This window comes from Chryseobacterium ginsengisoli (genome assembly GCF_039542325.1).
Lineage (GTDB): Bacteria > Bacteroidota > Bacteroidia > Flavobacteriales > Weeksellaceae > Chryseobacterium > Chryseobacterium ginsengisoli.
Window position 1 is genome coordinate 48,916 of record NZ_BAABHX010000002.1, and the last position, 22,610, is coordinate 71,525.

Sequence of the window (22,610 nt, forward strand, 5' to 3'; positions counted from 1 at the left end):
GTTTTATTTTATTTTTTAATCCATTCTTCCTGAAGTATAGCGTAAATTACATCATCAACCCAATTATTTTTCCAGTATAAGCTTTTCACGAAGTGTCCTTCCTTTCGCAAACCGATTCGCTCCATTAACTTCAGAGAATCAATATTATCAGGATCGATGGAAGCCATAATTCGGTGTTTATTTAAATCATTAAAAAGAAAATCAATAATACCTTTTAAAGCTTCTGAAGCGTAGCCTTTTCCATGATAGAATTTATTTAACGTAATTCCCAATTCGACCTGCAAATTTTCACTTCCGAAAAAATGAATTCCAATATCTCCGATAACAGATTTTGTTTCTTTATCGGTAATTAAAACCTGATACCAGCTTTCCGGCTGATTGAATTCGTTATTATTTCTTCGAATAAAGCTTTCAACATCTTCTAAAGTTTCAGGAATCCAGCTTTGAAATTTATTAGCTTCTGCATCCGAACGATAATCGAAAATCGCCTGTTTATCATCAATTGTAATATTTCTTAAAAGTAGTCTTTCTGTAAAAAGTTGCATGATTTTAATTTAAAGCTCGACAAAATTATGATTTTAAACTATAATTTGATTCAAAACCTCTACAATTTGAGTATAAACAAAATCCAATTCCTGCGAAGTAATGCAATATGGCGGAACGAGATACATTACATTTCCCAAAGGGCGCATGATAATTCCTCTTTTTAAAAATTCATTGTATAAAATTTTACCAATTTCATTAAAATAAGAAGTTTGTTCATTGTTTTTAATTTCCCAGGCTAAAATTGTTCCTGTCTGTCTTACTTTTTCAACCTTTGGATGTTGCTGTAATATTTTAGAAAAATTTAAATGTTTTTTGCTGATTAAATTAATATTATTTAAAGTTTCTTCTTTCAACAAAAGTTCCATACTCGCCAAAGCTGCCGTACAAGCCAAAGGATTTGCTGTAAAAGAATGTCCGTGAAATAAGGTTTTATATTTATCATCCGACAAAAATGCTTCGAAAATTTGATGAGTAGAACTTGTAATTCCCATCGGCATTGTTCCGCCCGTTAAACCTTTTGAGAAACACATAATATCCGGTTTTTCAGAAAGATAATTCGCTGCAAATAATTTTCCTGTTCTGCCAAATCCTGTAAAAACTTCATCCTGAATCATTAAAATTCCTTGTTCTCTGCAAAATTTCATCAATTCTGATAAATCTTCCGCTTGATGCATCAACATTCCTGCAGCTCCCTGAATTAGAGGCTCATAGATAAAACACGCAATTTCTTCCGAATGATTTTTAATAATAAATTTTAAATTATCAAGATTCTCCGAAGTCGGTGTATCAATGAAAATCACTTCAAAAAGCATTTCGCCAAAAGGTTTTGTCCAGACACTTCTACCGCTCACAGACATCGCTCCAAAAGTATCTCCGTGATAAGCATCTTTAAAAGCAAGAATTTTTGTCTTTTCCTTCCCTTGATTATGCCAATATTGAATGCACATTTTCAAGGCAACTTCCACCGCGGTCGAACCGTTATCGGAATAGAAAACTTTCTCATGATTATCCGGCAAAAGTTTCAATAAATTTTCAGAAAGCTGAATGGCTGGTTCATGCGTAAAACCTGCAAAAATAACCTGTTCCAAGGTATTCAACTGCTCCGAAACTCGTTGTGCAATGTACAGATTTGCGTGTCCGTGAAGCGTCACCCACCACGAAGAAACCGCATCAATGTATTCTTTTCCTTCGTCATCAAAAAGATAAATTCCCTTTCCTTTCACGATTGGAACTGCATCTTCTGCCGTTTTCATTTGCGTGTAAGGATGCCAGTTGACGGCTCTGTCGCGTTCTTGTAAAGTCATATTTTTAGAAACTATACGTTAGCATTCCACGTTTCAAATTGCTCCATTGCTTTTTCTGATTTCCCTTTCATTGGTTTCAATCCTAAAGTCTGCAGCATTTGCATATCTTCCGAAACTCCCGGATTTGGTGTTACCAAAAGGGTTTCTCTTTCTCCCGTGAAGATCGAATTGGCTCCTGCCATAAAACACCAACCTTGCTCAAATTCAGTCATTTCAATTCTTCCGGCGCTCAATCGAACCATCGAAGAAGGCATAATAATTCTTGCTGTGGCGATCATTCTTACCATTTCCCACGTATTCGTTTTTTCGTTGTCCTGAAGCGGAGTTCCTGCTACTCTGGCCAATGCGTTGATCGGAACAGACTCAGGATGTTTTGGCATTGTTGATAATGTTAAAAGCATAGAAATTCTGTCTCCGTGCGTTTCTCCAAGACCGATAATTCCTCCTGAACAAACCGTAATTCCGGCTTTTCTTACATTATTTATGGTATTAATTCTATTGTCGAAAGTTCTCGTAGAAATAATTTCTTCATAATATTGTTCTGAAGTATCCAAATTGTGGTTGTAAGCGTACAAACCTGCTTCCTGAAGACGAATTGCCTGTTCTTCCGTCAACATTCCTAATGTACAGCAAACCTCCATTCCCAAATCATTTACCCCTTTTACCATATCGATAACCCGGTCGAAATCACGGTTGTTACGCACTTCCCGCCAAGCCGCAGCCATACAGAAACGCGAGGAACCATTATCTTTTGCCTTTTGAGCCTGTTCAATAACCTGTTCGGTGGGAAGTAAAGCCTGAACTTTTATATTTGTATGATAACGAGCCGCTTGTCCGCAATATGAACAGTCTTCGGGGCAACCTCCTGTTTTTATAGAAAGTAAAGTTGACATCTGAACTTCCTCTGGATTATGCCATTCGCGGTGAACAGTTGCTGCCCTATAGATCAATTCAATAAGCGGAAGATTGTAAATTTCTTCGATTTCCTGCTTGGTCCAATCGTTTCTCAATTTTGTTTTATCGCTCATATTTTTTCTAATTGTTTTGTAATACTTTCTATATTTTCTTTTGTTAAGTTTTCTATATCTGGAATTCTTAGAATTTTTGTTTCCTGTTGAATATTTTCACAAATGATTCTTTCGGTTTCAAATGGAAAATTTCCATTAAGAATTAAATATTGTAGTTTTATTTTTCTTTGATTTAAAGCCATTATCGACAATAATGTATGATTGATACAACCTAAATAATTCCTTATCACCAAAGCAACAGGAATGTTTAATTTTTCAATTAAATCAATAATAAATTTGCGGTCATTTAAAGGAACCATTAATCCTCCTGCTCCTTCTACGATTAAATTATTTTTAATTTCAGGAATTTTAAATTCATTTAAATCAATCGTAATTCCTTCTTCTTTTGCCGATTGATGCGGAGATGCAGCCAATTGAAAACGATGTGTTTCAGGGTGACAAACCGTATTTTCTCCGACCCAGTTTTTGATTTTCATACTATCAGAAAAATCCAAATCTCCGGATTGAACAGGTTTCCAATAGTCTGCATTAAAATATTTTGTTAAAACTGCTGAACAAACTGTTTTTCCTACTTCGGTTCCAATTCCGGTTACGAAAAGGAGTTTTTGTTCTAAGTTTTTTGTTTCTTTTTCTACTTTTTTTATATCCATATTTTTATCCACCCAGTTTGTCATTCCGTAGGAATCTAGACAGAGTTTTTAGAGTTATTTTAAATTATAATTGCTTAGATTCCTACTGAATGACAAACAGATGCTGATTTTTATATTAAATAAAATTTCTGATAATCTTCGTCAAGGCAATAATTTCCTCTTCTCTATTAAAACTATGCAGACAAATTCTCAACCTCTCTGTTCCTTCTTTCACAGTCGGACTAAAAACAGCATAAGTCAAAAATTCATTATCAAATAAAGTTTCTTTTAAAGTTCTCAATTGATGATTATCAGGAATAATAATTGCCTGAATCGGACTGTTTTCAGAAGGGGGATTTTTCAAATTTTGATCACGAAAAATTTTAATATTTTCCTGAAGCTTGATTGATAATTCTTTGTTTTGATTTAAAAAATGATATCCTTCTTTAATACTCCTCCAGAGAAAATCATGCGCTGAAGTTGTATAGATAAAAGGTGATGCAAAATTGATGAGATAAGACTTAATTAAATCATTCGTTAAAACCGATGCCCCGTGAGTTCCCAAAGCCTTTCCGTAAGTAATGACCGTTGCTAAAACTTTATTCTGCAGTTGAAATTTATTAACCAAACCATATCCAAAAACGCCAAAAGCATGAGCTTCATCTATAATCAAATTCGCATTATATTTTTCTACGATTTCAACAATTTCATTAATGGGAGCAATATCTCCATCCATCGAATACAAACTTTCAATGGCAACGTAACAAAGTCCGTTTTGCTTTTTTAAAATTCTTTCCAAATCCTCAACATCATTATGCTTGAATTTCAATTTTTTAGCATTCGACATTTTGCACGCATCATGCACAGAACGATGAATTTGTTCATCCACAATAATTGTATCATGACGAGTCGGAAGTGTTGAAAACAAAGCTAGATTGGCATTATAACCGGAAGGAAAAAGCAATGCAGATTCATATTGATGTTCTTTAGCAATAAATTCTTCGGTTTCAATAACAACAAAACTATTTCCGCTTATTAATCTTGAACCGGTACTTCCTTTCAATAATTCTGGATTTTCTGTGACTTTTTTTAATATTAAATCTTGGAAATTTTTATTTCTTGCTAATCCCAAATAGTCATTAGAATAAAAATCTATTCCTTCCTGATTTTGCTTTAAAATTCTTAATGTTCCATTTTTTTCTCTTTTTTCTAAAGCTTCCTGAAAATGATGAAATTTATTCAGCATAATTTAATTGCAAAACATCTTTAGAAATTGCATTGATCCATTGTTCGTGAAGTTCTTTTTCTATATTTAAAATAACTTCAGCATGAACTTTCCAATCTTCTGAAAATTCATCCAATTGATTAATCATTTCCTCCAAATGCCCTTCTTCTTCCAGAATAATTGACTTAACCATGATTTTTGACGAAGTTTTTGTCAGAATATCCTGATAAACAGGATACAATTCATCGGCACGAACTTCAATGGCATAAGTCACAAAAAGATAGGCTGCATATTTTAACCCTTCTTTATTAAGTTTAAAATGTTGCTGAAGATATTTACAAGCCTTAATATCAAGAGAATTAAGATATTGTCGAGTTGCAATAGAAGCTAGAAGCTCATTACTTTCATAAGTTTTGCATAATTCCGAATCAATTTTTCCGATTTGTTTTTTCAGATAAAAAGCATGACGATGCTCTTCTGTAGCATGTTTTAATTGAATCAAACTAACTTTCGTCGGATGCTCACACGCAGAAATCTTTCGCGCTCCGGCATTTTCCATGAATGAAAGTGTGTTCAGCCATTTTGCATGATTTTCATTATGCTGAACAATTTTATCTAAAAGATTGTAAAATTCCATTCTTTTTTGTTTTGGTTCAAAAGTAGTATATTGCCGGATGGTTGAATGGTGCCAGTTTTAAGATTATGGATAGTCCGGTTGAAATTCCTTATCAAAGTTTCATTAAAATCGATAGAAATTCTGAGGTTTCTATTTACATGCAAATTTCAAATCAGTTGATTAATGCGATACAACGTGGTTTTTTGCCTTTCGGAACAAAACTTCCTGGAACGAGAGCTTTAAGTCAGATTTTGGAGGTTCATAGAAATACGATTGTTTCAGTTTATGATGAATTATTTGCGCAGGGTTGGGTAGAAAGTCTTCCCAACAAAGGAACTTTCGTTATTGGAAAAGATCAGGACAAACCTTTAGAAATTAAAAATTTTGAGAAAAGGCATCTCGAAAATTATCCAAAAAAGACCGGATTTTCCTTCAAAATGTCAAATATTTTAGATAATCCTTTCGAATATTCCAATTGCGAATATATTTTCAACGATGGAATTCCCGATATTCGTTTAACTCAAATCGATCAGCATTCCAGAATTTACAGTTCTATTTTAAAAAGAAAAGCTCATAAAATCGGACAATACAATCAAGACGGAAGTGAATTTTTCAAACAAAATCTTTCGAAATATTTGAATTTATCAAGAGGATTACCCATTTCAAAGAATAATCTTTTGATCACAAGAAGTACGGAAATGAGCATTTATATTGTTTCTGAAATTCTTTTATCTGCAGGAGATACTGTTTTAGTTGGTGAATTAAGCTACTTTTCAGTTAATATGATTTTCCAGAAAGCAGGCGTGAAAATTCAATCTATTCCGATTGATAGTGAAGGAATTAATGTAGAAGAAGTCCGTAAATTATGTGAAAAACAAAAGATCAGAATGCTGTATCTTACACCACATCACCACTATCCAACGACGGTTACATTAAGTGCACAACGACGATTAGAGCTTTTAAATCTTGCCACCGAATTCGGTTTTATCATTTTAGAGGACGATTACGACTACGATTTTCACTATGAAAAAAGTCCGATTCTTCCTCTTGCAAGTGCCGACACCAACGGAATGGTTGTTTATATCGGATCTTTTGGAAAGTCTCTTGCTCCTGGTTTTCGTACCGGATTTATCGTTGCTCCCGAAAATCTAATGATTGAAATGCGAAAATACTTGGGAATTATTGACAGGCAAGGTGATGTTTTGATGGAACATGTTTTAGGCGAAATGATTGCGGAAGGAGAAATCAACCGATATTTAAAGAAATCCTTGAAAATTTATCAGGAAAGACGAGATCATTTTTCTTTATTGTTAGAAGAATATTTAGGGAAATTAATTGATTTTCAGAAACCTTCGGGCGGTTTGGCAATTTGGTCAGAATGGAAAATCCCGATTAATCTGATGCAACTCAGCCGTGAATGTGCTAAAAATAATGTCTTCATTCCCAAAACGTTACTTTATCAAAACAAAAATCTCACGGCGATGCGCTTAGGTTTTGGAAATTTAAATTTTGAAGAAATGGATAAATCTGTCGATATTTTTTCAAAAACTGTAAAAATGATCTCCTAGCTGTCAATTTTGGGGATTTTATTTTGGTCAAAAATTCTTCTTTTTCATTAAAACTTAAAGTCTAAATATTACATTTTCGTTAAAAATCTATTCTGATTTCAATTTAATTTTATCAGTTTGAGACTTGCTTAAATCAATCTGTAATTAAGGTTAATCGTTTGCATTAGCCTATTAACTCTATGTTAATTACAACTCTATTCACTCTGATTAGAATTATATGACAAATATCATTTTGAAAACTCAGATAAGATTGATTTATATTTACATCACTATTTTTAATTATTCTAAATAAATGAAAAAGCAATATGCACTTTCAATTTTTTTGCTGGCAACTATAGCCGCAAATACTTCCGCGCAAACTCAAAAAGACAGCATTAACACTAAGGAAATTAACGAAATTATCATGGTGTCTTCCCGTGCTCCAAAGCAGATCAGCGATATTCCCGGAACGGTTTGGGTGATCGGCCAAAAGGAACTTCAGACCCAGATTCGAGGCGGTGCAGGATTGAAGGAAGTGTTGGGAAATATGATTCCCGGATTTGATTTTGGTAATCAGGGACGAACAAATTATGCCCAAAATATGCGTGGCAGAAACGTTTTGGTGATGATCAACGGAATTTCCCTAAACAGTACCAGAGCAACGAGCCGACAGTTTGATGCCATCGATCCTTTTAACATCGAAAGAATCGAGGTGCTTTCCGGAGCTTCTTCTATTTACGGAGGCGATTCTACGGGAGGAATTATCAATATTATCACGAAAAAACCGGCCTCAAATAAACTTGCTTTTGAAACTTCAGTTGGTTTAAAATCAGGTTTTCACAAAGATGATTTGGATAAAAGAATTGCCCAGTCCATCGAAGGCGGAAGCGATAAAGTAAAGTTCAGATTGGGAGCTGCTTTTACACAAAACGAGGGTGCATTTGATGCAAATGGCGATCAAATTATCACCGATGTAAAACAGGCAGATTTTCAGTACAACAGATCGATTGATTTATTGGGAGGAATCAGTGCGAAACTGGCTCCAAATCAAGATTTAAATGTTGATTTACAATATTATAATTCAAAAGTCAGAAATAAAAAATGGTTGTCTTTCGGGCAGAATTTTGTCGGATTTACGACAAAAAATCCTGATCTGATCAATGTATTAGACGGTGCAGATTCCGATATTGTTCCAAGAACGGAGCGTTTTATGGCTAATCTTCAGTACAGTGCGAGAAATATTTGGGGCGGACAAAATTTAATTTTACAAGCTTACGGAAGACGTGAGGAAGTTGATTTTGGGGCATCTTTTGCGGAAGTTCCGAAACCTCCGGCTGGAATTACCCTTCCGGTTTTCCTTTCTTCGGCGAGAGGAAACACGAATGCTTACGGAGCAAAATTGGTTTTAAATAAAAATTGGAATTCATTCAATTTCACGTACGGAATTGATGGAGATCTTGAAAGTTTTAACGGCGATCAGGCGATTTTTAATCCTCAAAAAAGTTCAGAAACAGGAGGTTTGGTGAATCAGACCGATGCTTTTGTGGGAAGATATCCGGATACGAAAACGTCTACCCTTTCCGGTTTTATTCAGGCAGATTGGAATATTACGGATAAATTGACGCTTTCCGGAGGTATTCGTCAACAATTCATTAATGTAAAGTTGGATGATTTTGTTGGATTTAAAGAACAGGTTTACATGCATTTCGGTTATGGAAATTCAGCAGATGTGGTGAAAGGTGGTAAAAACAATTACGATGTCACTTTGCTGAATGCAAGCTTGCTGTATAAATTTAACCTATCTTGGCAAACTTGGTTAAATTTTTCCCAAGGATTCGCCGTTCCTGATGCTGCAAAATCTTACGGTTTTGGTAAATATCAATTAAATAACAACCGTTGGGATTTGCTAAACAGTATGAATATCGCAGAACAACCATTAAGCGGAATTAAAACCGATCAAATGGAGCTTGGTTTCAGACACAACCGAACTTCGGAAGAAGGACTTTCTCTTCAGGGATCAGTTTTCTACGCACTTTCCAATAAAACTTTGAAAATTGATAATGCGGCTTTCACTATTTCTTTGCTTGATCAAAAATTGAGAAATTATGGTTTTGAAGGGGCTTTAAGTTACAGATTTACACAGGGTTTAGAATTAGGAGGAAATGTTTTATTGATGCAGTCTGAGACGGAAACAGTTGACAAAGGTTGGCAGAATCAGTCGGTTTACACCACGAATCCATCAAAATTTATGGTTTTCACAGGATGGAACGCAAAAAGATTTTCATTGAGACTTCAAATGCAGAATTCTATGAATTACACTGATTTAGCAGACATGAAAATCACAGGTTATACCCTATTTGACTTGGTTGGAGATGTAAAATTGAACAAAGGTGTAATTAATTTTGGAGTTCAAAATATCTTCAACAAACAATACACGACCATTTGGGGACAACGTTCCGTATTTTTCTACGGTGCGCCTCAAAAAGCCTTTGCTTATCAAGGTCGAGGAACTACATTTTCTGTAGGATACACGATAAATTATTAATATTTTAAGATTGAGGCTAAGAGTAATTTCATACAATAAATCTTAATCTAAGCCTCAATCTAAACCTAATATAAAAAGTAAAAAAGAAACCAATCCAGTATTTTTATGAACACGTTTATTACCGAACATGTGGTTTCGGAAAGGGAACTCCTTTTCCCAAATCTGGAGAATTTATTCTGTGATATCAACATTCACGAATATCAAAATGCGATGCAGAAAGCACTGGAAAGTGTGGTTGCATTTCTAGAAGACAACAAGCAGCCTTTCAGCGGAGTTTCTCCGAAAGAGTTGAGAAAACAGTTTGAAAATATCAATCTTAACGATCTTCCGCAAGATTACGAGGAAGTTTTTGAGGAAGTCAGAACGCTTTATACGCAGCACGCCGTTGCTTTTCATCATCCAAAATACGTTGCCCATCTTAATTGTCCGGTTGTAATTCCGGCGGTAGCTGCGGAAATGCTTATCAGTTCAATCAATTCATCTTTAGATACTTGGGATCAAAGCGCAGGTGGGACTTTGATGGAACAAAAATTAATTGAATGGACTTGCAACGAAATTGGTTACGGAAAAAATTCAGACGGAATTTTCACGAGTGGAGGTTCTCAAAGTAACTTAATGGGAATGCTTTTGGCGCGGGATCATTATTCGATTAAAAATTTTAATCATAATATCAAGAAAAACGGATTACCGGAAAATGCCCAACGTTTCAGGATTTTTGTTTCAGAAATGGCACATTTCAGCATTCAGAAAAGTGCTTCGATTTTAGGTTTGGGCGAACAAGCGGTTGTAAAAGTGAAAACCGATCGTTCTTTCAAAATGAACAGTATTTTGTTGGAAGATGCCATTCAAAAAGAAATCGAAAACGGAAATATTCCCATTGCAGTTGTCGCAACAGCCGGAACGACAGATTTTGGAAATATCGATCCTTTAACCAATATTTCAGCAATTACCAAGAAGTTTCAAATGTGGTTTCATGTGGATGCTGCATACGGTTGCGGATTGCTTTTGACAGAAAAATATCGCCATTTAATTAATGGAATTGAAGATGCAGATTCTGTAACGGTTGATTATCACAAATCTTTCTTTCAACCTGTAAGTAGTAGCGGGTTTTTGGTGAAAGATAGAAATTATTTCACTTTAATTACCCATTACGCGGATTATTTAAACCCGAAAGATCACGATGAGAATGAAATTCCAAATCAAGTAAATAAATCCATTCAGACAACGAGAAGATTTGATGCTCTGAAACTTTGGTTTACCTTAAGAATTGTTGGAAAAAAGGGACTTGGAAGTTATATCGAAAGAATCATTAAAACGGCAAGTGAAGTCGTAGTTCTTCTTGAAAATGATCCTCATTTTGAGGTTTTAAACCGTTCTGATATTTCGGCTTTGGTCTTCAGATATTCGGCGGATCCTTTCAAAACTTTTGATTTAAACAGAATCAATACTTTCATCAAATCACAACTTTATAAACACGGAAATGCTTTAGTTGCGGGGACAAAAGTGAACGGACAATTTTATTTGAAGTTCACCATTCTGAATCCTTTAACAACAATTGAAGATATCCAAACTATTTTAAACACCATTAAACAATACGGAAATGAATACATTGAACTCAACTAATATCCAAGAATACGCAGAAAAAGTAAATTTTACAGCCTTAATCAACTGTTATATGAAGGAATTCACAAACTGGAGTCGTTATCTGGGAATTCCAAAATATGATATTGCCATTGCAAAAAATTTAAGAAAAACAACTACCAATCTTCACATTAGAATCGATTTTTCTTCGATTGGCTGTGATGTTTACATTCCGGTAAATTATTTTTCTGAAAGCGGGAGGCATCTTTTTGATTTTCCGGTTTTAAGAAGAATTTTAGAAACAGATGAAGTTTCTGAGGTAGATATTTACGGATTCATGGCTTTAACGGCTGAATATGCGAAAAGTATTTACGAAGGAATCGATGCTTCAACCGTCATGAAAAGATTGAACAACAGTATTGAAAATCTTTCTACCTATTTGAATCATTTGGTTGAAAATAATAAGTCTGTGAATGATCTGGAAATGTCTTTTATCGAAGCAGAGCAATCGCTTGTTTTAGGACACATTTTGCATCCGGTTCCAAAATCGAAGCAAGGATTTAATCAACAAGATTTAATTACTTATTCTCCCGAAACTTCAGGACAATTTCAATTGTTTTATTTCTTGATTAATCCTGAAAATATCATTGAAAAAAATGCAGATGGAGAAGCCGTTTCTAAAAAATTAGGAGAAAAAATCTTTCCGCTTTTAGATGCTGAACATAAAAAATTGTGGGACGAATTCCCAGACTATCAGATCGTTCCGATGCATCCGTGGGAAGCGGAATATTTGCTGACTCAGGAAGATGTTCAGATGATGCAGGAGCAGGGAATTTTATTTGCTTTAGGACATTATGGCGAATATTTTACACCAACGTCTTCTGTAAGAACGGTTTATAATGAAGAAAATAAATGGATGTTTAAATTTTCTCTTCACGTAAAAATCACAAATTCTGAGAGAATCAACCTATATCCTGAATTGCATCGTGGTCACGATATCAGTCAGTTGTTAAAAACAGATTGGGGAAAAAATTTACAGAAAGATTATCCTGAGATTGATTTTATGGTAGATCCAGCTTTTATTGCTGTAAAATTTAATGATAAAATCATCAATGGCTTTAATATAAGCATTAGAAGAAATCCTTTCTATGGTGAAAATAAAAACAAAAATGTGACGCTTTTAGCAGCACTTTGTCAGGACGGAATTTTAGGACAACCTTCAAGACTTCAAAATATCATTGCCAATACAGCCAGAAATCTTGATTTATCCGTTGAACAGGTCGCTTTGGATTGGTTCAAACAATATCTTCACATCTGTGTAAGACCAATTGTTGGGATTTTAAATAAATATGGATTGGCTTGTGAATTTCACCAGCAAAATGTAATGGTAGAGCTTGATAAGAAAGGTTTTCCAGCGAAAATTTATTTCAGAGATAATCAAGGTTTTTTCTTCAGAGAAGGCAGAAAAGAACTGGTTTCCAATGCACTTCCGGGAATTGCGGATGAAAGTCAGTCAATCATTGATGAAGAATCTTTGGCTCCGAAATACACCTATTATTTAGTAACGAATAATATTTTAGGAGTGGTTAATGCTTTAGGTTGCAATCAATTAGCTGATGAAAGAAAATTAATCAATCTTGTTTATAAAGCATTCAAAGAACTTGAAAATGAGGACGAAACGGGATTGGTAAATTATATTACAAACAAAAGAAATTGGTATACAAAAGGAAATTTAATTACGAGCCTTCAAAATATTAACGAAGCAGACGAAAATTTAGAATATCCTGCGGTTTTTCTGGATACACCGAATCCTTTAAATAAATACTTCTTTTCAAATAAATTAATTAAACCAGAAACTAAAGAAGTCGTTTATTCAAGATACTTTGAAGAGGAAAATGTAAACATCAGCATTCGACCTTTCGACATCGAAAATGATTTTGAAATGATCCACGAATGGTTCAATATGGAACACGCAAAACCTTTCTGGAAAATGGATGGCCCGAAAAGAGATCTGGAGCTTTGGTTCAGAACGATTCTTCCGAGTGACGAACAGCATAGCTTTATCGGTTATGTGAATGATATTCCGCAGTTTAGCTTTGAACCTTACTGGCCGATGAGAGATATTGTAGGAGCTTATTACGACGCACTTCCAACTGATTATGGAACACATTTTTTTGTGGCTGAAACACAGAAAGATAAAAAGTTTTCATTCCAATCTTTTCAGGTGGCTTTAGATTATATTTTTATGCTTCCGGAAGTTGGTAAATGTATCGGTGAAGCCTCTGTTGATGCGGTTCCGACCGATAGAATCATCACAAAATTGGGTTACACCCGCGAAGGTGTGATTGAAATGCCACATAAAACTGCTTATCTAACTTTCTGTACGCGTGAAGGATATTGGGGAAAATGCCCGGAAAGTAGAATGGAAACGAAAAGTATTTAATATTTAAATAAACCATTAAGATTTAATTTAAGGAGTTAAGATTATTAAGAGATTTCTCCTTCGTCGAAATGACATGCGCACTGTCATTCTGAATGGAGCAAAGCGGAGTGAAGAATCTAAACTTAAATTTCTTAACTCCTTAAATTAAATCTTAATGGTTAAAATAATTCAAATTTCAAAAAACAAAAACATTGGAAAACAACAAAATATACGATATCATCGGGATCGGAATCGGTCCTTTCAACCTTGGATTGGCGGCACTTTTAGAGCCTATAGAGTCCATCAATTCACTCTTTTTAGATCAGGCGGAAGGTTTTGATTGGCATCCCGGTTTGATGCTTGACAATGCTACTTTACAGGTTCCTTTTATGGCGGATTTGGTAACAATGGCAGATCCTACAAGCAAATTTAGCTTTTTGAATTTTTTAAAGGAAAATGACCGTTTATATAAATTTTATATCAGAGAGAGTTTTTACATTTTAAGAAAAGAATATAATTTGTATTGTCAATGGGTTGCTAATCAATTGGAAAACTGCCTTTTTGGAAATAAAGTTGAAAATGTTTCTTTTGATGAAACTCAGGAAACTTATATCATTGATGTTCTAGATTTAAAGAATAATGATGTTAAAAAATATTATACAAAAAAACTGGCTTTAGGAACAGGAACTCAACCGAGACTTCCTGAATTCATGGAAGATAAGAACTATCCGAATGTCATTCATACATCAGAATATTTAAATAAAAAAGAGCAAATTTTAAACTCAAAATCAGTCTCAATAATTGGTTCAGGACAAAGTGCTGCGGAAATTTTTCAGGATCTTCTTCCGGAGACAACAGATGGTTTGAAAATGAACTGGTTTACCCGCCCAGATCGCTTTTTCCCAATGGAATATTCAAAATTGACTTTGGAATTAACGTCGCCTGAATATGTTGATCATTTTTATCAAATGCCGCCCAATCAGCGAAAAAATTTATTAGCGAAACAACCGCCACTTTATAAAGGGATTAATTTCGATTTAATTAATGATATTTTTGATTCTTTATACGAAATGAGCGTTGGAAATGAACCTTTAAATGTTGAATTAAAACCTAGCTGTCAATTAGATAGTATTTACCCAGAAGGAAATTCTTATGTTTTAAATTTCACTCATGTCCAAGACGATGCAACTTTCACCCATGATTCTGATTATGTGATTCTTGCAACAGGTTACAAGTACAAAGAGCCAAAATTTTTACAGGGAATTGAGAATCAAATTCAAAGAACAGGAGATGGTTTATTTGATGTAAGTCGTTATTATACAATCGATAATAAAAAAACAATTTTCGTTCAAAATGCAGAACTTCATACGCACGGTTTTGTAACTCCGGATTTAGGGATGGGAGCTTACCGAAATTCAATTATCATTAATTCTTTGGCAGGAAAAGAAATTTATAAAGTAGAAAAACGAATTGCCTTTCAAAAATTCAACACATCTAAAACATGGACAGAAAAACATTCATCTTAACGGGTGATTTGAAAAAGGTCATGTGGGAAACTTCATGGCCTGCTGTTGCGGCGATCGTTTTATATGGAATTAATAATTTTCTGGATGCTATTTTTGTCGGATATTTAATTAATACTAAAGCTCTTGCAGCCGTCGGAATGGCTTATCCTTTGTCTCAAATCGTTCTAGGTTTCGGAAGATTGGTCGGAACCGGAGCTGGAGCAGCAGTAAGTATTTGGATTGGTAAAAATGACAATAACAAACTGTACAATTTATTTGGAAGTTTCAACTTTCTATGTATTTTTTTCTCTTTGACCTGTACCATTCCTGCCTATATTTTTGCTCATGAATTAATGGCAATGATGGGTGCAAAAGGAGAATTGCAATCTATTGCAGTTGAATATTTCAGAGCAACTTTGATCGGAACAATTTTTTGGATTTACGGTTTAGCATTAAATATGTTAATTCGTGCCGAAGGAAAGATGAAAACCGCCGCAGTGATGATTGCAATCGGTTTGGTGATCGATATTATTTTAAAACCAATCTTCATTTCAACTTTTGCAATGGGCGTTTCCGGTGCAGCTTGGGCAACAAACTGCGGAATGATTATCTATTCTTTACTCGGAATTTTCTATTATGCGAAAGGAAAAAGCTCGTTTAAAACCAATTGGAAATCAATCTCTTTTAATCCTGAAATTGGAAAAAAGATTTTAAAATTAGGACTTCCGGAAATGGTTTTATCAGTGATGGGAGTTATTCAAAGTATTATTATTTTTAATGCTATTTCAACGTATGGAACAGAAAATGATATTTCATTTTTTACGGTTTTAAATCGATTTTTCCTGTTTTTATTAACGCCTTTATTTGGTTTAATGCGTGGTTTACAACCTGTTGTCGGAATCAATTTTGGTGCAGGAAATTATGAAAGAGCAAGAAAATCCTTAAAAATGTACATTTTGGCTGGAGTTGCTATTTTATTCCCTTTCTTTTTTATTGCTTTATTTTTTCCACAACAATTAATTGGGTTAATGCTTCCTGGATATTCGGTAAATCATCATCAAATATTGGATTTTAGATTATTTTTTTCCGTTTTACCATTGTTACCGATTACCGTTTTGGCACTCTCCTATTATCCGGCGGTAAATGATAGTAAGAAAGCAAGCTTTCTTGTTTTTCTTCGTCAATTGATTTTATACATTCCATTAATGCTAATTCTTCCTCGTTATTTTGGGATTAAAAGTATCTATTGGGGAAGTGCTTTAATTGAATTAACAGTTGGACTTGTTACTTATTTCCTGTTGAATAATTTTAAGTTAAAACTGAAAAAGGCTTAAAATATTCAATTCTCACAAATTCATGATGTGATTGGTTAGATTTTTGAATAATAAAATCAAAACCAGTCACACCATTGAAACTAATCACATTTACAAATAAAGGTATTTATTGTCCACAGGGGAAATTTTACATCGATCCTTGGCGACCCGTTGATTTGGCAGTCATCACACATGGTCACGCTGATCACGCGCGTTGGGGAATGAAAAAATACCTTTGTCATCATTTTACAAAACCAATTTTATATCAAAGAATTTCGCCAGATATTGAATGCCAAAGCGTTGAATATGGTGAAGTTATCAATATGAATGGCGTAAAAGTTTCTCTCCATCCCGCTGGTCACATCATCGGTTCTGCGCAAATTCGTTTGGAATATAAAGGATATGTAAGTGTAATTTCCGGTGATTATAAAGTTCAGAATGATGGCTTAAGTACTCCTTTTGAACTGGTAAAATGCAACGAATTCGTTACAGAAAGTACTTTCGGACTTCCCATTTACAATTGGCTCGAAGTTCCTGATCTTAATAAAAAGCTTCAAAATTGGGTCTTGAGAAATCAGGAAAATGAAAAAACATCTGTGTTCATCGGTTATTCTTTAGGTAAAGCTCAGCGAATTATGAAAGCAGTTGAGGGATTGGGAAAAATTCATGTTCATTATTCTATTGGCAAATTAAATGAAGCTTTTGAAACCGTCGGAATCGATCTTCCTGACTACGAAATCCCTGATTTTAGAGAAAGTGTGAAACATCTTCAAAATGAAATTGTCATTGTTCCTCCCGCTTTATTAGACAGCAATATAATTAAGAAAATTCCGAATGCTGCAACAGCAATTTGCTCAGGCTGGATGCAGGTTCGTGGAGCGAGAAGATGGCGAAGCGCAGACGCAGGATTTCCTATGAGCGATCATGCAGACTGGAAAGGATTATTACAAGCCATAAAAGCTACAGAAGCGGAAATTGTTCATGTAACACACGGACAGACAGAAGTTTTTTCTAAATATTTAAATGAAATCGGAATAAAATCCGATGTCGTTGAAACTTTGTACGGAGACGATGATGAGGAAGTAACTGAAAAAGAAACTATCGAAAATCCTGAGCCATGAAAAACTTCGCAGAATTGATCAACGCTTTGGAAAGCACCAATAAAACCAATGCTAAAATTGATGCTATTATCGATTATCTGGAACGTGCGCCGGATGAAGATAAAGTATGGTTTATCGCTCTGTTTACGGGAAAAAGACCGAAACGAAACGTCAATACAAACTATATGAAAGAATGGGCGCTGGAAATTACAAAGTTGCCTTTTTGGCTGTTTCAGGAAAGTTATTCTTCGGTTGGCGATCTTGGTGAAACACTTTCATTGATTTTGCCTCCTCCAACGAAAAAAATTGAAAATTCTTTATCTGAATGGATGAACAATATTATCGGTTTAAAAAATAAATCGGATGTAGAGAAAAAAGAATTTGTTCTAAATTCTTGGGATGGATTGGATTACACGGAACGGTTGATTTTCAATAAATTACTCGGTGGCAGTTTTAGAATCGGAGTTTCCGGAAAAACATTAATTAATGCTTTAACAAAGTTTTCAGATCAGGAATCAAGCACATTAATGCACAGCTTAATGGGAAAATGGCATCCTGATGAAATTTCATTTAAAGAACTGATTTCAGCGGAAAATATTAACCCAGATAATTCTAAACCTTATCCTTTTTGTCTGGCTTATCCTTTAGAAAAAGATTTACAGGAATTAGGAAAGCCAAATGAATGGCAAATCGAATATAAATGGGACGGAATTCGTGGACAAATCATTAAAAGAAACGACGAAGTTTTCATCTGGTCGAGAGGTGAAGAATTGATTACAGAACAATTTCCTGAAATTGCAGAGACTGTAAAATCGATGAATGGAAATTTTGTTTTAGATGGAGAAATACTTGCGGTGATCGATGGTAAAGTTTTAAATTTTAATGAATTACAGAAAAGATTAAACAGAAAGACTTTAACTAAAAAAATGCTTTCAGAAATTCCGATTGAGGTTTTTGCTTATGATTTATTAGAACTTGAAAATAATGATTTAAGAGAAAAACCGATATCAGCAAGACGTGCAATGCTGGAAGAATTATTGCTAAATGAAAACCCTGAAAATATTAAAATTTCGCAAGTTATAAATTTTGAAAACTGGGATAAATTAGATCAAATCAGAGAAAATTCCAGAGAAATAAACAGCGAAGGTTTGATGCTGAAACAAAAAAATTCGCCCTATCATTCCGGGCGAAAAAAAGGCGATTGGTGGAAGTGGAAAATCAATCCGCTGACGATTGATGCGGTTCTTATTTATGCACAAAAAGGGAGCGGACGCAGAAGCGCATATTACACCGATTACAGTTTTGCCGTGAAAAGTGGAGATAAATTAGTAACAATTGCCAAAGCTTATTCTGGATTAACAGACAAAGAAATTATGGAAGTCAGCAAGTTTGTCAATAAAAATGCAATCGAAAAATTCGGTCCGGTACGAACCGTAAAAGCTGAGCTTGTTTTCGAAATTGCATTTGAAGGAATTGGTTTCAGTAATCGTCATAAAAGTGGTGTTGCATTACGTTTTCCGAGAATTTTGAGATGGAGAAAAGATAAAACGGTGAATGATATTGATGATATTGAAGAGATTAAAAAATTGATACAATAATTTAATTCTAAATATTAATATAAAAATAAAATATAAAATTGTCAACATTTGAAAATACCAACGGATTCAAGGTCATTCAAAATTGGATGGCGGAAAAAGGTATTTCTCCCTTCAAATTTCAGATCGAAACCTGGCGAAAATTCGGGAATGGATACAGCGGAATGGTGGTTGCTCCGACCGGTTTTGGGAAAACATATTCAGTTTTTTTAGCGCTTATTTCAGACTTTTTAAATCATCCCGAAAAATACAAAAGCAATCTGAAAATGATCTGGATTACTCCCCTTCGTTCGCTTTCGAAAGACATCGCAAAAGCAATGCAGGAAGCGATTGACGAGATCGGTCTGGACTGGACAGTGGGTGTTCGAAACGGTGATACAGATCCGAAAGTCCGACAACAGCAGGTCAAAAATATGCCTGAAATTCTGGTTGCAACTCCTGAAAGTTTACACTTACTTTTAGGACAAAAAAATCATCAGCGGTTTTTTCAAAATCTGCAAACTATTGTAGTTGATGAATGGCATGAATTGTTAGGCTCAAAACGTGGAGTTATTGTTGAATTAGGTGTTTCTCAGCTTAGAAAATACGTACCAAAATTGAAAATTTGGGGAATTACGGCGACCATCGGAAATCTTGATGAAGCGATGGAAGTTTTAATTCCTTATGACATAAAAAAGACAAAAGTTACAGCCAAAGAACATAAAAAGATTGATATTATTCCTGTTTTCCCCAATGAAGTTGAAATTTTACCGTGGGCTGGACATTTGGGAAATAAATTGGCAGATAAAGTTGTTCCCATCATTTTAGAATCAAAATCAACAATCGTTTTTACGAATACGCGAAGTCAAAGTGAAATGTGGTATCAATTATTATTGGATGCATATCCTGATTTTGCGGGGCAAATTGCGATTCATCACAGCTCAATTGATGCACATTTAAGAATTTGGATTGAAGAAAATCTGAGCAACGGTAAATTAAAAGCAGTCGTTTCGACTTCATCTTTGGACTTGGGAATTGATTTCAAACCTGTTGATACTGTGATACAAATTGGCTCTGCAAAAGGTGTTGCGAGGTTTTTACAGCGTGCCGGACGAAGCGGTCACTCCCCTTTTGAAACTTCAAAAATCTATTGTGTTCCCACCCATTCTTTGGAATTAATTGAAGTGGCTGCGTTAAAAGAAGCGGTAAAACAAAACGTTATTGAACCTCGCGAACCGCAGGTTTTGTGTTTTGATGTTTTAGTTCAATTTTTAATGACTTTAGCAATTGGTGATGGATTTTATCCTAAAGAAACCTATGAAAGGATTAAACAAATTTATACTTTCCAGGAAATAACGGATGAAGAATGGAAAAATATTCTCGATTTTCTTACAATTGGCGGAAGTGCTTTAAAAAGTTACGAAGAATATCACAAAGTTGTGGTTATGGAGGACGGGTTATTCAAAGTAACTTCAAGAAAAATTGCTATGCTTCACCGTATGAATATGGGTGCAATTGTAAGTGACGCGATGTTAAAGGTTAAATTTATTTCAGGAGGTTACATCGGAATGGTTGAGGAATATTTTATCTCAAAATTAAAAAAAGAAGAAAAATTTATACTTGCCGGTCGGGTTCTGGAAGTCGCGATGGTAAAAGATATGACAGTCTATGTTCGATTATCTAAAGGAAAGGCATTGGCTCCAAGTTATTTGGGAGGAAGGTTGCCGTTAAGTTCGAATTTAGGGCATTTTTTAAGAGAAAAATTATCCGGAGCTTTGAATCCTAAAGCTTCAGAAAAGGAACTGAAATTTTTACATCCATTATTGATTAATCAGGAAGAACGTTCACATATTCCGAAAGAAGATGAATATTTGGTTGAATTAATTAAAAATAGAGAAGGATATCATTTGTTTATGTATCCTTTTGAAGGACGTTTGGTGCATGAAGTGATGGCTGCCTTGATTGCTTACCGGATTTCAAAACTGGCACCGATTTCCTTTTCAATGGCGATGAATGATTATGGTTTTGAATTATTTAGTGATAAAGAAATTCCGTTAAATGAAGATAATTTAAGTAAAATTTTAACAAGAGAAAATTTGATGACAGATGTTATTTCAAGCATTAATTCTGCGGAAATGGCACGAAGAAAATTCCGCGATATCGCAGTAATTTCAGGAATGGTGATTCAAAATTTTCCCGGACAGCAGCGTTCAAATAAAGCTTTGCAAAGTTCTGCTGGATTGATTTTCAAAGTATTGGAAGATCATGATCCGAATCATTTTTTGGTGAGACAGGCTTATACTGAGGTTTTTAATATGCAGTTGCAGGAACAAAGATTAGTTGAAGCCTTTAAAAGAATTGAAAAATCTAAAATTGTTTTGAAATTTGCCAATACTTTTACACCTTTGAGTTTCCCTATAAAAGTGGATAGTTTGCGACAGACTTTGACGAGTGAAAGTCTTGATGCGAGAATTCAGCAACTGATTCAGCAGGCGAAGAAAGCGAGATCAATATGAAAATAGTTACAAAAAATATATCAATTTCAAACGAAATTTTTACGCTTACAAACCTACGTGCCCTATTTTGGAAAAAGGAAGAAGCACTGATTTTATCAGATTTGCACATCGGAAAAACCGCCCATTTTCGGAAAAACGGAATTGCTCTTGCCAATCAGATTATGAAGAATGATCTGGAGCGATTATCGATTTTGATAGAATATTTTCAACCGGATAAATTTATTGTCGTTGGAGATTTGCTTCACGCCGGAGACAATTCTGACGTTGATGAATTTTGTACCTGGAGAAACCAATATCCCGACTTACAATTTCATTTGATTGAAGGAAATCATGATAAAATTTCCAAAAAACTGGAATCAAAATTATGTTTAAATTTTAAATCAAAATCTTTAGAAATTGAGGATTTTATTTTTGTTCATGATTTTGAAAAAGAACAGAATAAATTTCAGATTACAGGGCACATTCATCCGGGATTTGTCATTAATTCTTCTGTGAAAAATATTAAATTACCTTGTTTTGTGGTCACTGAAAATCAATTACTGCTTCCTGCTTTCAGTGAATTTACGGGATTAGATACGAAAAATCTCCCTAAAAAAGGAAGATTCTATGTTTTTACGGATGCTGAAATTTATGAGATTTAGTCTAAAAGTTTTCTCATCATTAAATCAGTCTGTTCTTCGTTTCCAAGCTTGAAAATATGTTTGTCAAATTCTATGAAACCGTTCTTTTTATAAAAATTAACCGCTCTTACATTTTCTTCCCAAACTCCCAACCAAAGATATTTTTTCTTCTCCTGTAAAGCAATTTCCAAAGCTTTATCGTATAAAATCTGACCAATCTTTTTTCCGTGATATTCGCTTTTTACATAAATTCTTTCAATTTCCAGAGACGTTTCATCCTGCAATTCTGTTTGTGCTTTTCCGGAATTTACTTTCAGATAACCGATCGGGTTTTCATTTTCCCATGCAATAAAAAACTGAGAATCAATCGTGTTTAATTCTCTTATTAATTTTTCTGATGCAAAACTTTCATCCAGATATTTTTGCATTTCATACTCCGAATTATGTTTTGCAAAAGTCTCGTAAAAGGTTTCTCTTCCTACATTTTGTATTGTTTCCAGATCTTCAGTTGAAGCCTTTTTGATTGTTATTGATATCAT

17 protein-coding genes are annotated in these 22,610 nt (G+C 34.4%); 10 read left to right on the plus strand and 7 right to left on the minus strand.

Annotation, left to right across the window (positions count from 1 at the left end; genetic code table 11):
- Positions 1 to 8: 8 nt before the first annotated feature.
- From ABD940_RS05260 to ABD940_RS05285, 6 genes are all read right to left on the minus strand, one after another.
- Positions 9 to 545, minus strand: a complete 537-nt coding sequence (locus ABD940_RS05260) for a GNAT family N-acetyltransferase (RefSeq protein WP_345200786.1) — start codon at positions 543 to 545, stop codon at positions 9 to 11.
- Positions 546 to 578: 33 nt separating this feature from the next.
- Positions 579 to 1,850: an adenosylmethionine--8-amino-7-oxononanoate transaminase gene (gene bioA, locus ABD940_RS05265; RefSeq protein ID WP_345200787.1), complete on the minus strand. Its 1,272-nt coding sequence runs from the start codon at positions 1,848 to 1,850 to the stop codon at positions 579 to 581.
- Positions 1,851 to 1,861: 11 nt separating this feature from the next.
- Positions 1,862 to 2,878 carry a biotin synthase BioB gene (gene bioB / locus ABD940_RS05270; protein WP_345200788.1) on the minus strand — a complete coding sequence of 339 codons (1,017 nt, stop codon included), beginning with the start codon at positions 2,876 to 2,878 and terminating at the stop codon, positions 1,862 to 1,864.
- A complete protein-coding gene (bioD, locus tag ABD940_RS05275) occupies positions 2,875 to 3,528 on the minus strand; it encodes a dethiobiotin synthase (RefSeq protein ID WP_345200790.1) in 654 nt (217 codons plus the stop codon). The genes bioB and bioD overlap by 4 nt, the downstream gene beginning before the upstream one ends.
- Positions 3,529 to 3,643: 115 nt before the next feature.
- Positions 3,644 to 4,753: an aminotransferase class I/II-fold pyridoxal phosphate-dependent enzyme gene (locus tag ABD940_RS05280; RefSeq protein WP_345200791.1), complete on the minus strand. Its 1,110-nt coding sequence runs from the start codon at positions 4,751 to 4,753 to the stop codon at positions 3,644 to 3,646.
- Positions 4,743 to 5,369 (minus strand): hypothetical protein, encoded by a 627-nt coding sequence (locus tag ABD940_RS05285; RefSeq protein ID WP_345200793.1) that lies wholly within the window; start codon positions 5,367 to 5,369, stop codon positions 4,743 to 4,745. The genes ABD940_RS05280 and ABD940_RS05285 overlap by 11 nt, the downstream gene beginning before the upstream one ends.
- A gap of 65 nt (positions 5,370 to 5,434) precedes the next feature.
- Here ABD940_RS05285 and ABD940_RS05290 point away from each other — a divergent pair, with 65 nt between their 5' ends.
- From ABD940_RS05290 to pdeM, 10 genes are all read left to right on the plus strand, one after another.
- Positions 5,435 to 6,916: an aminotransferase-like domain-containing protein gene (locus ABD940_RS05290; protein ID WP_345200794.1), complete on the plus strand. Its 1,482-nt coding sequence runs from the start codon at positions 5,435 to 5,437 to the stop codon at positions 6,914 to 6,916.
- A gap of 292 nt (positions 6,917 to 7,208) precedes the next feature.
- Positions 7,209 to 9,440, plus strand: a complete 2,232-nt coding sequence (locus ABD940_RS05295; RefSeq protein ID WP_345200795.1) for a TonB-dependent receptor — start codon at positions 7,209 to 7,211, stop codon at positions 9,438 to 9,440.
- Positions 9,441 to 9,545: 105 nt separating this feature from the next.
- The gene (locus ABD940_RS05300) at positions 9,546 to 11,063 is read left to right on the plus strand and encodes a pyridoxal phosphate-dependent decarboxylase family protein (RefSeq protein WP_345200796.1); all 1,518 of its coding nucleotides are present in this window, start codon (positions 9,546 to 9,548) and stop codon (positions 11,061 to 11,063) included.
- Entirely contained in the window at positions 11,041 to 13,464 is a 2,424-nt protein-coding gene (locus ABD940_RS05305; RefSeq protein WP_345200797.1) for a GNAT family N-acetyltransferase, read from the plus strand. Before ABD940_RS05300 ends, ABD940_RS05305 begins: the two co-directional genes overlap by 23 nt.
- Before the next feature lie 191 nt (positions 13,465 to 13,655).
- The gene (locus ABD940_RS05310) at positions 13,656 to 14,969 is read left to right on the plus strand and encodes a lysine N(6)-hydroxylase/L-ornithine N(5)-oxygenase family protein (protein ID WP_345200798.1); all 1,314 of its coding nucleotides are present in this window, start codon (positions 13,656 to 13,658) and stop codon (positions 14,967 to 14,969) included.
- Positions 14,945 to 16,282: an MATE family efflux transporter gene (locus ABD940_RS05315; protein WP_345200799.1), complete on the plus strand. Its 1,338-nt coding sequence runs from the start codon at positions 14,945 to 14,947 to the stop codon at positions 16,280 to 16,282. Before ABD940_RS05310 ends, ABD940_RS05315 begins: the two co-directional genes overlap by 25 nt.
- Before the next feature lie 74 nt (positions 16,283 to 16,356).
- Positions 16,357 to 17,382 (plus strand): ligase-associated DNA damage response exonuclease, encoded by a 1,026-nt coding sequence (locus ABD940_RS05320; protein ID WP_345200800.1) that lies wholly within the window; start codon positions 16,357 to 16,359, stop codon positions 17,380 to 17,382.
- Positions 17,379 to 18,959 carry an ATP-dependent DNA ligase gene (locus tag ABD940_RS05325; protein ID WP_345200801.1) on the plus strand — a complete coding sequence of 527 codons (1,581 nt, stop codon included), beginning with the start codon at positions 17,379 to 17,381 and terminating at the stop codon, positions 18,957 to 18,959. Before ABD940_RS05320 ends, ABD940_RS05325 begins: the two co-directional genes overlap by 4 nt.
- A 38-nt stretch (positions 18,960 to 18,997) precedes the next feature.
- Positions 18,998 to 21,451 (plus strand): ligase-associated DNA damage response DEXH box helicase, encoded by a 2,454-nt coding sequence (locus tag ABD940_RS05330; RefSeq protein ID WP_345200803.1) that lies wholly within the window; start codon positions 18,998 to 19,000, stop codon positions 21,449 to 21,451.
- Positions 21,448 to 22,092 carry a ligase-associated DNA damage response endonuclease PdeM gene (gene pdeM, locus ABD940_RS05335; RefSeq protein WP_345200804.1) on the plus strand — a complete coding sequence of 215 codons (645 nt, stop codon included), beginning with the start codon at positions 21,448 to 21,450 and terminating at the stop codon, positions 22,090 to 22,092. Before ABD940_RS05330 ends, pdeM begins: the two co-directional genes overlap by 4 nt.
- Here pdeM and ABD940_RS05340 read toward each other — a convergent pair.
- Positions 22,089 to 22,610, minus strand: a complete 522-nt coding sequence (locus ABD940_RS05340) for a GNAT family N-acetyltransferase (protein WP_345200806.1) — start codon at positions 22,608 to 22,610, stop codon at positions 22,089 to 22,091. The two genes, pdeM and ABD940_RS05340, sit on opposite strands and share 4 nt — an antisense overlap.

Coding starts and splice junctions, on each gene's coding strand:
- ABD940_RS05260 (WP_345200786.1), bottom strand. CDS start 545: ATGCAACTTTTTACAGAAAGACTACTTTTAAGAAATATTACAATTGAT.
- bioA (WP_345200787.1), bottom strand. CDS start 1,850: ATGACTTTACAAGAACGCGACAGAGCCGTCAACTGGCATCCTTACACG.
- bioB (WP_345200788.1), bottom strand. CDS start 2,878: ATGAGCGATAAAACAAAATTGAGAAACGATTGGACCAAGCAGGAAATC.
- bioD (WP_345200790.1), bottom strand. CDS start 3,528: ATGGATATAAAAAAAGTAGAAAAAGAAACAAAAAACTTAGAACAAAAA.
- ABD940_RS05280 (WP_345200791.1), bottom strand. CDS start 4,753: ATGCTGAATAAATTTCATCATTTTCAGGAAGCTTTAGAAAAAAGAGAA.
- ABD940_RS05285 (WP_345200793.1), bottom strand. CDS start 5,369: ATGGAATTTTACAATCTTTTAGATAAAATTGTTCAGCATAATGAAAAT.
- ABD940_RS05290 (WP_345200794.1), top strand. CDS start 5,435: ATGGATAGTCCGGTTGAAATTCCTTATCAAAGTTTCATTAAAATCGAT.
- ABD940_RS05295 (WP_345200795.1), top strand. CDS start 7,209: ATGAAAAAGCAATATGCACTTTCAATTTTTTTGCTGGCAACTATAGCC.
- ABD940_RS05300 (WP_345200796.1), top strand. CDS start 9,546: ATGAACACGTTTATTACCGAACATGTGGTTTCGGAAAGGGAACTCCTT.
- ABD940_RS05305 (WP_345200797.1), top strand. CDS start 11,041: ATGAATACATTGAACTCAACTAATATCCAAGAATACGCAGAAAAAGTA.
- ABD940_RS05315 (WP_345200799.1), top strand. CDS start 14,945: ATGGACAGAAAAACATTCATCTTAACGGGTGATTTGAAAAAGGTCATG.
- ABD940_RS05325 (WP_345200801.1), top strand. CDS start 17,379: ATGAAAAACTTCGCAGAATTGATCAACGCTTTGGAAAGCACCAATAAA.
- pdeM (WP_345200804.1), top strand. CDS start 21,448: ATGAAAATAGTTACAAAAAATATATCAATTTCAAACGAAATTTTTACG.
- ABD940_RS05340 (WP_345200806.1), bottom strand. CDS start 22,610: ATGATATCAATAACAATCAAAAAGGCTTCAACTGAAGATCTGGAAACA.